General features: G+C 46.4%; 10 protein-coding genes and 1 riboswitch. Of the genes, 9 read left to right on the plus strand and 1 reads right to left on the minus strand.

The features are described 5' to 3' along the window. Nucleotides 1–279: 279 nt before the first annotated feature. Nucleotides 280–948, plus strand: coding sequence for a pectate lyase (locus F0220_RS04630; RefSeq protein WP_036606151.1), 669 nt, complete (start codon nucleotides 280–282; stop codon nucleotides 946–948). Nucleotides 949–1125: 177 nt separating this feature from the next. On the opposite strand, the gene F0220_RS04635 is transcribed toward F0220_RS04630, so the two are convergent. Continuing rightward, the gene (locus F0220_RS04635) at nucleotides 1126–2079 is read right to left on the minus strand and encodes a copper amine oxidase N-terminal domain-containing protein (RefSeq protein WP_105601075.1); all 954 of its coding nucleotides are present in this window, start codon (nucleotides 2077–2079) and stop codon (nucleotides 1126–1128) included. Nucleotides 2080–2244: 165 nt separating this feature from the next. Further along, nucleotides 2245–2355, plus strand: a riboswitch (TPP riboswitch). A gap of 267 nt (nucleotides 2356–2622) precedes the next feature. On the opposite strand from F0220_RS04635, the gene F0220_RS04640 reads away from it, so the two are divergent. The 8 genes from F0220_RS04640 (at nucleotide 2623) to F0220_RS04675 (ending at nucleotide 12896) form a co-directional block, all read left to right on the plus strand. Next, nucleotides 2623–3216: an ECF transporter S component gene (locus F0220_RS04640; RefSeq protein WP_105601074.1), complete on the plus strand. Its 594-nt coding sequence runs from the start codon at nucleotides 2623–2625 to the stop codon at nucleotides 3214–3216. Then, entirely contained in the window at nucleotides 3217–4788 is a 1572-nt protein-coding gene (locus F0220_RS04645) for an ABC transporter ATP-binding protein (RefSeq protein ID WP_105601072.1), read from the plus strand. Further along, nucleotides 4763–5557 carry an energy-coupling factor transporter transmembrane component T family protein gene (locus F0220_RS04650; protein ID WP_105601070.1) on the plus strand — a complete coding sequence of 265 codons (795 nt, stop codon included), beginning with the start codon at nucleotides 4763–4765 and terminating at the stop codon, nucleotides 5555–5557. Before F0220_RS04645 ends, F0220_RS04650 begins: the two co-directional genes overlap by 26 nt. A 101-nt stretch (nucleotides 5558–5658) precedes the next feature. Then, complete coding sequence (locus F0220_RS04655) at nucleotides 5659–7962, plus strand: outer membrane protein assembly factor BamB family protein (RefSeq protein ID WP_105601069.1); 2304 nt, start codon at nucleotides 5659–5661, stop codon at nucleotides 7960–7962. Between the two features lie 131 nt (nucleotides 7963–8093). Next, nucleotides 8094–8903, plus strand: coding sequence for a methionine ABC transporter ATP-binding protein (locus F0220_RS04660; protein ID WP_105601067.1), 810 nt, complete (start codon nucleotides 8094–8096; stop codon nucleotides 8901–8903). After that, nucleotides 8900–9571: a methionine ABC transporter permease gene (locus tag F0220_RS04665; RefSeq protein WP_091016081.1), complete on the plus strand. Its 672-nt coding sequence runs from the start codon at nucleotides 8900–8902 to the stop codon at nucleotides 9569–9571. The genes F0220_RS04660 and F0220_RS04665 overlap by 4 nt, the downstream gene beginning before the upstream one ends. A gap of 46 nt (nucleotides 9572–9617) precedes the next feature. Next, a complete protein-coding gene (locus F0220_RS04670; protein ID WP_091016079.1) occupies nucleotides 9618–10475 on the plus strand; it encodes a MetQ/NlpA family ABC transporter substrate-binding protein in 858 nt (285 codons plus the stop codon). A 423-nt stretch (nucleotides 10476–10898) separates the two neighbouring features. Continuing rightward, nucleotides 10899–12896: a methyl-accepting chemotaxis protein gene (locus F0220_RS04675; protein ID WP_105601065.1), complete on the plus strand. Its 1998-nt coding sequence runs from the start codon at nucleotides 10899–10901 to the stop codon at nucleotides 12894–12896. Nucleotides 12897–12938 lie beyond the last annotated feature (42 nt).

The following is a 12938-nucleotide window of genomic DNA, read 5'->3' on the forward strand; positions in this document are numbered from 1 at the left end:
TGTTATCGGGGATTCAAGTGAGGGTACATACGTTACAAATGAGCATACCAGAGGTTGATATGAGCATATTGCTTGAGAGACCTGGCATGCAAAAAACGAGGATATGACAGGGATTGTGCGATGTCATAATATATCTGATCTAATGATTATTCTAGTTACCTTCCTTATTTGGTAGGATTAGGTTGTGGGTCGGACAGAGGTGCACCTCTGACGATCTTCTAGGACAAGCTCAGGCTTGTACACTATCAAATAACGAGAGAATAAGGGAGGAATAAAGTTATGAAAAAAATGTTGACGTTGTTGCTGTCCGCTGGTTTGGTTGCTTCTATATTTGGTGCCGTTCCGGCTGCGGCTGCACCTACCGTTGTAAATTCAACCATTGTGGTTCCAAAGGGCACGACCTATGACGGCCAAGGTAAAACATTTGTAGCCAATCCTTCCACACTGGGCGACGGATCTCAAGCAGAAAATCAGAAGCCAGTCTTTCGTCTGGAGGCAGGGGCCACGCTCAAAAACGTAAACATTGGATCACCAGCTGCTGATGGTGTTCATTGTTATGGCAACTGTAATATATCGAATGTAGTCTGGCAGGACGTGGGCGAGGATGCACTGACATTGAAGTCTGCCGGAACGGTTAACATTACCGGTGGGGCAGCTTATAAGGCTTATGATAAAGTGTTCCAGATGAATGCAGCTGGAACAATTAACATCAAAAATTTCCGTGCAGATGATATTGGCAAACTGGTTCGCCAAAATGGTGGAACTTCCTTCGCAGTTAACATGACGCTGGATAACTCCAACATTTCTAATGTAAAAGATTCGATTATGCGTACAGACAGCAGCACATCACAAGGGAAAATTACGAATACCCGTTATTCCAAAGTACCAACGTTGTTCAAGGGGTTTGCTTCAGGGAAAACGAGCCAGTCTGGGAACACGCAATATTAGACAGGAGATTGAATCGCTGGAGTTGGTAAAAGTTTAAGCTCCGCTTGTAATTTGAAGTTAAAATATAACGCCAAAAGAGCGTCCCAAGGTCATTGCCACAATGACTTTGAGGGCGCTCTTTGTAATGCAGATGTGATAATATTTCTGCTGAGCAATGTCTTATAGAGGATGCTCAGACTATTTCTCTCCTGGAACTTCAACGATGACTTTGCCTTTCTCGGGGACAACAGAACCGGTATCACTAGAGCCCAATTTGTTCATGATCTCGTAAGAGGTTTCTTCAAGCATGCGAGAGTACTTGAATGATACGAGTGTTTGACCTGTTACGGAAGGACGAGTCCCTGCTTCAGCAACGGCTTTGTTTTTAATAAAGAACAGGTCAACGATGGTTCCGGCATTTTTGCTAATGTTAGCCTGCCATTGTAGCAGTGCACTTCCATTTTTAAGGATATAATAACTGATCAGATCGTTATCCTCAACAACGAAGAAACGATCTTTTTTACCTTGCTCAAAGATGTATTCAATGGATGAATCCACCGGACCTAAAGGATTGCGAATGTCCAGACGTGCTTGTCCCAGTTCAGAGAAGCGTGGCAGATGCAATGCGGCTTCACGCGCCACAGTCAGATCGGAACTGTTATATTCTTTTACAATCGTAGCGTCGGTAGTGTAAATGTAGGCTTCCTTGGCCTTCTGGTTCCACTGCACCTTGGCACCAAAAGCTTCACCGATGGCACGGAGCGGAAGCATCGCTTTACCATTCACCAGAATCGGCGCTGAGGAGAATGTCGCATTCTGACCGTTTTTCTTCATTGTTTTGCTGTTAGGTGTAAGGACATACTTATCGCTGCCTGTGCTAATGCTGATCTCTTTTGTTTCGTTATTGTAACCAAACGTATAGTTGCCGAGGAATTGAAGCTCCGTCAATGCCACGTAAGTAATACCCTGCCGTATGACAACATCATATTGAGCTTGAACATTGTTAATATAAGCTGTCGGTTTAGGTTTAGTTGCTGCGGCTTCCGCCATAGTGGATGAGAGTAAGGCAGGTGCCGTACCTGCGGTGAGTATCGAAGCGGCAAGGACCATTTTCCATGTTTTAAGCTGCCAAACAGAATTGTAATCTTTCATCACTATCAATCTCCCTTCTAATGTTTAAGACGGACTACATAACCTAAATGTTTCATATTATGGAAAGTGAACCATCAGATTCTTTCCCCTGTTACCCCAAATGAAGCATGATGATTTTTCTAGGGATTGCCACAAATACCCATCTGATGTACATTAGAAGCAATGAAATAAGTGAACCGGGAGCTCAATGAAGTTGGGCTGAGAGAGTGGCCTTATGCCGCTGACCGTACATCTGATCTGGGTAATGCCAGCGTAGAGAACATGGATTTGCGATATGTAAGGGTGAATTGTGAGAATGAACGTGGATGAACAACAGACCTCTTTGAACTGTGGTGGTGTATCTGCCATGACGGAGGGGCGCTGGTTGATATTCCGTATTTTTGACATCCACCCAATACATCATTGTGAGGATTGTACACTGTACGTAAGGCCTGCCCGGAACCGGGGAGGCTTTTTCGTTTATTTTTAGAGGTTGTTCAACCAGTCTTTTTGAACACACACTTTTACAACTCCCACAGGGAACAAAGGAAGGACGTAGAGAACATGGCAACAACAGCAGGCAACAAGCGATTGAAACTAACGGATATTCTGGTAACCATCGTGATCGCAGTAGTGTTTGGGGTGATCTACAAGATATGGGGACCTACATATGACTTGATGAAACCCTTTGGTGTTCATGCGGAGCAGATGATCTACGGCATGTGGTTTATGGCGGGCACGTTTGCTTTTGTTATCATTCGTAAACCTGGCGTGGCTATTCTAGCCGAGGTTGCGGCTTCAACGGTAAGTGCTTTTCTGGGCAGTGAATGGGGCATGTCCACACTTGTATACGGTCTGTTGCAAGGATTGGGAGCCGAGATATTCTTCGCCGCATTTTTGTATCGTAAAACCAACCTGTTTGTCACCTGTCTTGCAGCCATAGGAGCCGCAGCGGCTTCGCTTTTGCTGGATTATCAGTACGGGTATATTGATTCACTCTCGGCCTGGAATTATACGTTATTTATCGGATTACGCTTCATCGGAAGCATCTTGATTGCAGGAGTGTTTGCTTATTATCTCGCCAAAGCATTGGAACTGACCGGTGTAACACGCTCACTCAGACCAGTATCCAAACAAGATTATGAGGCGCTGGATTAGATGAGCGTAGAGGGGAATTCGCAAGCGGTAAGTGTGACAAATCTAAGATGCAAGTTCCCGGGAGAGAAAGCCTTGGTATTTCAAGGCTTGTCTCTTTCTGTGCGTCAAGGGGAGAAAGTGCTGTTGCTTGGCCCAAGCGGCTCCGGTAAATCGACGTTATTGCAAGTTCTGAGCGGTTTAATTCCACGTTCAGTTGAAATTCCGATGAAATGTGATGATATTCAGGTTCCCGCCAGAGCAGGAGTAGTCTTTCAGGATCCGGATACCCAGTTCTGTATGTCCTTTACGGATGAAGAGATCGCATTTGTTCTGGAAAACCGAAATATTCCGCGTGAAAAGATGCCAGGGCTGATTGAATATTATCTGAAACAAGTGGGGTTATCCTTTGAACAGAATCGTGTATTGATCCAGTCCATGTCTCAGGGGATGAAGCAGCGTCTCGCGATTGCTTCAATGCTTGCCATGGACCCGGAGGTATTGTTTTTGGATGAACCCACTGCACTGCTGGATGATGAGGGTACTTCCCAAGTGTGGGATACCGTTAAACGGATCGCCAGTGACAAAACGATCATCATCGTTGAACACAAAATAAACGAGATTGTGGATATGGTCGACCGCATCATTGTCTTATCACCTGAAGGAAAGATTGTGGCGGATGGGCCAGCACAGCAGGTATTCACGGATGAACGGAGCAAGTTGAGGGATTATGGAATCTGGTATCCGGGTGTGTGGGATGAGCACGAGCAGGCAATTAAGGAAGAAGAGGGAAGTGCTTCTGGAAAGCTTCAATTGTGTGTGGACCACGGCATCTCAAGTTTGGAAGCACAGCAATCGTCTGGTTTATCCGATACACCGGGTATATCCCCCATATCTCACGTCTCATCCATATTACCTGTATCACCCGCCTATCAGCTTGCACTGGATTTGCAGCAGTTCACCGGATGGCGTGGGAAAACACCTTTCATTCAGGTGGAGCGGGCCAAGGTATGGCATGGAGACTGGATTGGTATTGTCGGAGCTAATGGAGCAGGCAAGAGTTCATTGTTGTTATCTCTGATGAATATCCTGAAAACAACAGGTCATTATGAGGTGGAAGGTCAGCCTTCTGGCAAAACGGAGCAGCTTGCAGATCGAATCGCGTTTGTATTTCAGAACCCGGAGTTTCAATTTGTAACCAACACCGTCGCGGAAGAAGTGGAATTCTCATTGCTGGGGGGCAGGCTTACAACGGAAGAAAGACATGCCAGAACTACTCATATGCTGAATCAATTTGGACTAGTCGACTTGTCCGAGCGCCACCCCTATCAATTATCGATGGGGCAGAAACGACGTTTGAGTGTGGCGTCCGCATTGGTCAGAGAGCAGCGAATTCTGTTGCTGGATGAACCCACTTTTGGACAGGATGCCCGCAATACGTTCGCCATGTTAGCACAACTGGAGCAATTGCGGAGAGAGGGAACAGCCATTGTTATGGTTACCCATGATCGTGAAATTGTAAAAAGATATTGCACCCGAATCTGGTCGGTGGATGAGGGGAGGTTATGTGATGCAACTGTCGTTTCCTCATCGTGAAACCTGGCTTCATTCCGTTAATCCGGGGTTGAAGATGATTATTCTGACACTGATGTTCCTCATCGTTATCCTTATTCACAATCTGAATGTAATGGCCAATATTGCGGTGGTAATGATGCTATTACTGTGCTGGACAGGTCATCCGTGGTACAGATTGATACTGTATGCATCACCATTTATTCTGGTTTTTATCTCCACGTCTACAGGCATGATGATGTTTGGTAAGGGCGAGACCACATGGTATAAGTGGGGATTGATCCACATAACCGAAGAGAGTTTCTATCGCGGTCTACACTTGGGTTTTCGCTCGCTGACTATGGCCGCGGCTGGGTTACTCTTTGGTCTTACGACCAAGCCTGTGAGACTGTTTTATTCCCTGATGCAGCAGTGGCGGCTTCCCGCAAAATATGCCTATAGCTTTCTGGCCGCGATGCGCATGATCCCGATTTTGCTGGATGAATTCCAGACGCTCCGTTACGCTATTCGTATTCGTGGAACACAGCAACGTGGCTCTCGCTGGAACGTGTATGGTACACTCAAGCGTTACGCTATTCCGCTGCTGGCACAGAGCATTCGCCGTGCACAGCGAATGGCGGTAGCGATGGAAGCGAAAGGATTTACGGATGGCGCGAGCCGAACGTATTACATTCAGATTGGCTATTCGCGGGCTGATCTGTGGTTTGTATTTTATTATATGCTCACCTTAACAGCTGCTTATTACATCGGGGTTACCTTTCCTTATCATGCTGCGATGGTGGATGTAAGGTAATATTGGGAGATAGATAGAAATATATTGAGGTAAAAGGTAACTTTTTCCTTTTTACTGCGTCTCTATTGGAAATAACTTCTAATGGATGGGGATGAACGAGAGTGAAGACGGGTCCTGACTGGCAGAGAACGGGGTACAAATGGATTACCATGACTGGATTAACAGCTGTGCTGTTGACGGGATGGATGCTGCTGGATTCACAAAAGGTAGTGCTTAGAGGACAAGCTTCGGTTACAACGCCCCAAGCTTTGGGGGTAAGTCCCCAAGCCTTATCAACAAAGTCGGCCTATAAACAAGGAGAATCCGTTACGCTCATGAATGATATCCCCCTGTTTCAAAACAGGAGGGACAGCAGTGTGGCTCCTGACCAAATGAAGATTGAATACTATACAACAAAAAACGAGAAGTATACGTTGGCATCGGTTCGTGGCGAGTGGTTGCAGCTTAAGTCATCCGATCATGGAGACTTTTGGCTGCCAAGTTGGTATGCCCTGAAGGAGAGCAGAAGCATGACGGAAACAGCTCCCCAAAACTTCACGCTCCGATCAGGCAGTAAGCTGTATCTGGCTCCGGATAGTTCTACAACTTGGTCTAGTGAGAAAGCGCTAACAGATAAGGCTGTTATTGTTGCAAAGTGGAAAGGCTGGTATGGGGTCTCCATTGCCCCACGAGTCTGGAATAAAGAATCCTTCACGTATCGGCCAGGACTCTTCTGGATCAAGTCTCAGGCTATAGAACAGCGGATGAATGTGGCGGATGGTTGGTTCCAACAGGATACATCGCTGCCAACTTCGGTTATACGCCATCTGACAGATATTAAGCTGAACAAGGCAACCACCTCCAAACAAGTGGCTGGGTGGTTAGGCGAGCCGGATTGGAAAGAGAGTTCAAGCAATCTAAATTTCACGGGTTATTCAATGAGTATTGGACAGACCTGGAGATATGAGCGGGAAGATGCGCAATTTCTGGTCACATTCAACAAGAATGGCAGACTGGTCAGAACACGCTGGAATTTAGCACAGGATAATCGAAATGCTGTTGTTTCCGATTGGAACATCAGTCGGGCGGATGAATATGGGTTCACAACAAAAATCTATGGCACAACACTGCCAACGACAATCCCTTGGAAACCGGTATGGACCAACCAGGGGGATATTAACTACACTTTTTTACAAGTAGCTACGGATGATGTGCTCCTGATGAAGGGGGATGACGGTGGATTTAGCGGGGGCTACTACGAAGGTTCCATATATGCCCTTGACCGTCATACGGGCCAGAAATTATGGAGGATTAATGGGGGTTTTGGAAGACAGCAGGCTGAGGTGGATACAGCACGCCAATACGTTACAATCTACAATGATTATGACCCTGACAAGAAAAAATACGTGGATCGTATTCGTCATCTGAACTTGAAGAACGGGAAGGTCACATGGACGTACACCCCTAAGCAAAATTTTAGACTAAATGGCATCACCGCTGCGAAAAACGTTGTGGTCGTGGATAGCCCGGTTGTTGAGAGCTCAAGCAACAGTTGGTTGACGGTACTGGATAGTGCAAACGGAAAAACATTGTGGACGCGAAAACTCGCGAAAGGTTATGAATTATTGAACAAGAGTGCAGATGACCCTTATGTGTTGTATTGGGAAAAGAATAAGCTGGTTGCAGCCGATCCGCAATCGGGCCGAATTGTATGGAGCTTGAAGGCCAAACGATCCACCATAGAACAATTTGTGAATGATCCATATTTTGATGGAATCGAACGTCGGGATCCCTTTGCAACCACGAATGCTGAAAGATGGCTATCACTAGACAAGCAGTTGCTTCTGCTTGATCTGAACACGGGGAAAAAGCTTGCCCAATTTCCTGCTCGGGCAGGACAGAGATTTGAGGAGCTGAATGATGGCATGTTGTTGATCCGTGAGAACAAAAACGGCGATCATTACGGAGAATATGAAGATTTTACAACCACCCTGTATGATGCCAAGACAGGCAAAACACGCTGGACGCTCAAGGGCAAGATTGAACGAGGACTGGTGGAAGAGGATCAGTTGTATGTGATTAAGAATGGCTATCCGGCGGCAGTGGATTATAAAACGGGGGAGACACGTTGGAATGCCAAAGATGCGATTGCAACACTAAGGCATCCGACGAATCAGGGAAGTTATCTGGTCATTGATGATCAGTTGCTGCTGCCCATGGATGAGAATTGGTTGGTATTGAATAAAAACAATGGAGCCTTGTTAGGTCGTGTACATGACGTGGTGATGGGAAACCCGGAGCATCGCGACCGGGATGCGAAGAACGGAACGATCAACCGGATCGGCAATGAAGTGTATGTGGGTTCGTCCAACGGACGTTTTCGCGTGTATGAAGCCAGCCGCCTTCAGGAGGCAATCTCACCTTAAAAGCTTGTCTCATCAGGGATGTTGATTTATTATAAATGAACAGGATTGCTCGCGCTCCGGTTATCGGCTGTGCGGGCTTTCTTCATGTGTTCTTGAAGAACCATGCATGATCATTCACGGGAGGACTCTCCATGATCTCATTATATGGTGTAAGCAAACGTTATAACGAGCGCGGTTCCCGTGCAGATCAGGGATTCGAAGCATTAAGCTCGGTGTCCCTCGAAGTGGGACAAGGAGAAATACATGGCATCATCGGATCGAGTGGTGCAGGCAAATCCACACTTCTGCGGATGCTCAACGGACTGGAAAAGCCGGATGATGGTGAGGTTGTTGTGAATGGGCAGCACTTGACCCAGATGAATGAGCGCACGCTGCGTCTTGCACGAAGGTCCATTGGCATGATCTTTCAACACTTCAATCTTGTCAGTAACCGAACGGTGAGTGGCAATGTCTGTATGCCGCTGGAACTGGCAGGGATGTCCCGTACACAGCGAGTCGAACGTGGACTTGAGGTGCTGCGGTTTGTTGGACTGGAAGACAAGGCAGATCAATATCCTGCTCAGCTTAGCGGAGGACAGAAGCAGCGTGTGGCGATTGCGCGAGCGCTGACCAGTCGTCCGGATGTGCTGCTCTGTGATGAACCAACCTCTTCGCTTGATCCACAGACCACGAACGGTATCCTGGATGTGCTGCGACATATCAATGAAACGCTGGGCGTGACCATTGTTGTAGTAACGCATGAGATGGAAGTGGCTCGCAGACTATGTCACAGGATATCCGTCATGAAGGATGGGCGACTCGTTCGTACGTTGTCTAAAACGGAAGTGAGCAGTATCCCCGCTCCGCAGCCTGACCTGCTGACCTCCTTGCTTGCGGGTGACGAATACGGGATGACAGGTTCGTCTCTGTTCCGTCAGGCAGAACAGGAGGACAAGTCATGAGGTTACCTGAGTCTGTGCTGAAATATCAGCATGAGATATGGCAGGCGATTGGAGAGACTTTTGTCATGGTGGGCATCTCTATTGCGGCAGCTGTTCTGATCGGGTTACCTCTGGGTACTCTGCTATACTTATTCCGGAAAGGACAACGGTATCAGAATCAAACGCTGTCCTTTGTACTCGGTAGTGTCGTCAACATCATTCGTTCGTTTCCATTCTTACTGCTGGTTGTATTCATGATTCCATTCACACGGATTGTTGTGGGAACGTCCATCGGTACGCTGGCGGCAACCGTGCCACTCTCGGTCATTGCGATTGCCTACTACGCCAGACTGGTGGAACAAGCGTTGCTGGATGTACCGAGGGGAGTGGTTGAAGCTGCTGCTTCCATGGGGGCATCGACGATGCAACTCGTGGTGAAATTCTTGTACGTGGAGGCACGATCTGGTCTTGTACTGGGACTCACGACAGCTACGATTAGCTTCATCTCTTACTCGACGGTGATGGGTATTGTAGGTGGCGGCGGGGTTGGTGATTTCGCCATTCGCTACGGTTATCAGCGCTTCGAAACGGAGATTATGGTATTTACGATCATCATTATGATTATCCTGGTACAGATGATCCAATTCACAGGTAGCAGACTGTCCCACTGGCTGGATCGCAGATCCTGAACGGTCGGACCGTGCATTATTACGAATAACCAATACAGATTATACGATGAGGGGTAGACATGAAATGAAAGTAAAGATGATGCTTATGTTGCTTGCAGTAATGCTGGTTGTAGCTGCTTGTGGCAAAAAAGAAGAAACACCTGCGGCTGAAGGAACAAAGGAAGACACACAAGCTGCACAAGAAGTTACGTTGAAAGTAGCTACGTTGATTCCACCGATGACAGATGTGCTGGATATTGTTAAACCGCTTTTGAAGGAAGATGGCGTCAACTTGGAAGTTGTTGTGTTATCAGATAACGTTCAACCAAATACGGCACTCGCGAATAAGGAAGTGGATGCAAATTTCTTCCAACATGTGCCTTACATGACCCAGTATAATGAAGCGAACAATGCCAATCTGGTGGCTGTACAGCCTATCTATAATGCCATCTATGGCGGCTACTCCAAAAAGTACAAAACGATTGAGGAATTGCCAGAAGGTGCAACGATTGCAATTGCAAACGATCCTTCCAACATCGGTCGCTCTCTTGTGATGCTGGAGCAGAACGGGTTGATTAAGCTGAAAGAGGGCGTAGGTTTTAACGCCACACAGGCAGACATCACCGAGAATACAAAGAACTTCAAGTTTGAGGAAGTGGACTTGTTGATGCTGGCTCGTATGATGGATGATGCTGATCTGGTAGCCATGACACCGGCATATGCCAGTCCTCTCGGTCTTACACCGAAGAAGGATGCATTGTTAACCGAGAAGGATGATTCCCATTTTGCCATCACCATGGTTGCCCGTGAGGATAATAAGGACTCCGAAGCGATCCAGAAGCTGGCTAAACGTATGGCGGGTCCAGAGGTCAAAGCCTTCTTCGAAGAGAAATATGCAGATATTGCGATCCCGGCATTTGAATAGAGAATACGTTGGTCCAATGTAAATAACCTTTAGATCTGAGCGATAACGCTTGGATCTTTTTTTTGTCATCTGCATGCTTATTAATAAGTATTTAGAAAGTTAACAATTTGGTCATATCCCCGGAACACTTTATTTAATAGTTTTTTCGTATAATTTGTTTGAAAATAGTTCTTTAGGATTATAAATGAAGAGATTTATTCGAGTTTTTTAGTGTAAAGAGTGTTTTTCACAAGAAGTGAGACCTAGTTTCTTGAAAAGATGGTTTACAATCTATGAGAGCTTTACAAGAGCTAAATAAGTTGTATGAATCATTCAGCGATTGGAAGGTTGTTCTGCATCGGAGTGGCAAGTTTAAATAATCACTAGTTCAACTTATAAGTAGATCAATTAAAACTAAAATTAATCTGGAAGAGGTAGAGAAATTTGTCCCAAAAAAATAGCAAACCGACCTGGTTCAACAAGATGCATAAGAACTTTAAGACCAAGCTGGTGGTGTCCTTTATTGCTTTCCTGGCCATTCCTTCGTTAAGTATTGGAGTTTTATCGTATAACAGTGCAAAAGATGAAGTGGAGAAGCAAATTTTACATAGTGCGATGGAAAATGTGAACCTTGCCAGTGCAACGATAGATCTTTCAGTCAATACCAAGCGGAATCACATTGAATATTATGCGAATACACTTGCAGAGCAATTACGTCAAGATGATGCAGAGGTTCGGGTTGTGAACGAATTGAAGGGGTACGCTGCACAGAACAAAGACATCATTACCATAGGTGTAGGCACAGAGGCAGGAGTGTATCTGATGTCTTCTGATGCAGAGATGCCCAAGGATTACGATCCCCGAGTAAGACCATGGTATACCGAAGCAATGGGAAATCCAGAGCAGGTCATTGTTACAGACCCTTATATTTCTGCCGAGACAAAAGAGATCACCATTACGATTGCCAAGGCATTGAATGACCAATCTGGTGTAGTCCAATTGGATCTTAATCTGGCGGACATTAGTCAATTGGTTAGCGGAATTAAAGTAGGAGAAAAGGGACATCTGATTCTGCTGGATGCCAGCGAAAAGTATATCTATCATCCGACGATGCAACCTGGAACAGATGCAACAGAAGATTTTTGGACTCAAGTGTATACGAATGAATCCGGTAACTTCAACTATACCTTTGATCAGGTTGATAAGGTCATGTATTACGCCACGAATGCATCCACGGGATGGAAGGTCGCAGGCACCATGTTTTCTTCTGAAGTAGAGGATGCTGCTGCGCCTATTCTGAATCGAACGATTATGGTCATCGTTTCTTTTCTTGTCATCGGAATTTTGATCATCTGGCTGGTGATGCGATCAATTGTTAAACCGATTCGTCAGTTGAAGGTTCAGGCGATTCAGGTGAGCGAAGGGGATCTAACCCAGACCATTACAAGCACAAGTAATGATGAAATAGGTGAACTGAGTGAGGCTTTTGGCAAAATGCAGAGCAATCTGCGTGTGTTGATTCAAAAAGTGGAGAACAGCGCCAGTCAGGTAGTCATCTCATCGGATGAAATGACTCAGAGTGCGGAATCAACCAGTGCAGCCAGTGAGCAGGTAGCGCGAGCCATTCAGGAAATTGCGAGTGGTGCGGAGAAGCAGACCCAGGGTATTGAACATAACCATCAGGCCATGAATGAAATTACGATTGGTATTACAAGAATCGCCGAACGTTCCATACATGTCGCTGATTTGGCGAAACATACAACCGTACAAGCAGAAGAAGGCGGCAACACCGTCAAGCAGACGGTGAGTCAGATGCAATCGATTCAAGAGACGGTAGAACAGACAAACCAATTGATTCAGGCGTTATATGAACGATCACACCAAATTTCAGCGATCACGGAGTTAATCGGAAATATAGCCAAACAGACAAACCTGCTCGCGCTGAACGCATCCATTGAAGCTGCTCGTGCAGGTACACATGGCAATGGATTCGCTGTTGTAGCAGCAGAGGTTCGCAAGTTGGCAGAGCAATCCGGGCAGTCCGTCAATGAAATCACCGTGCTGACTACGGCGGTACAGGAAGATATGGCTGCTTCCGTTCGCATGATGGAGAAGGTGACTTCAGAGGTTGGAGAGGGCATGGACATCTCTACAGAAGCGATTCGGAAGTTTGAACGTATTCTGGAGAGCATGAGGGAAACGACACCTCAGATTGAAGAGATTGCTGCCACGTCGCAAGAGATCACAGCAGGTGTACAGGAAGTATCTGCTGTATCCAATGAGTTGGCAGGCATTGCGTCTGGCAACGCCGCAACTTCCGAAGAAGTGGCCGCTTCCTCAGAGGAGCAACTGGCAGCGATGGAGCAGATTTCTTCATCGGCTCGTGGCTTGTCTACCCTGGCTGAAGAGCTGCAGCGCCTGATTAGACAGTTTAAGTATTAAACGGGATCGTAGAAGAGAGTATCACACAGGGACAGCATCACA

Source organism: Paenibacillus sp. 37, assembly GCF_008386395.1.
Classification (GTDB): domain Bacteria; phylum Bacillota; class Bacilli; order Paenibacillales; family Paenibacillaceae; genus Paenibacillus; species Paenibacillus amylolyticus_B.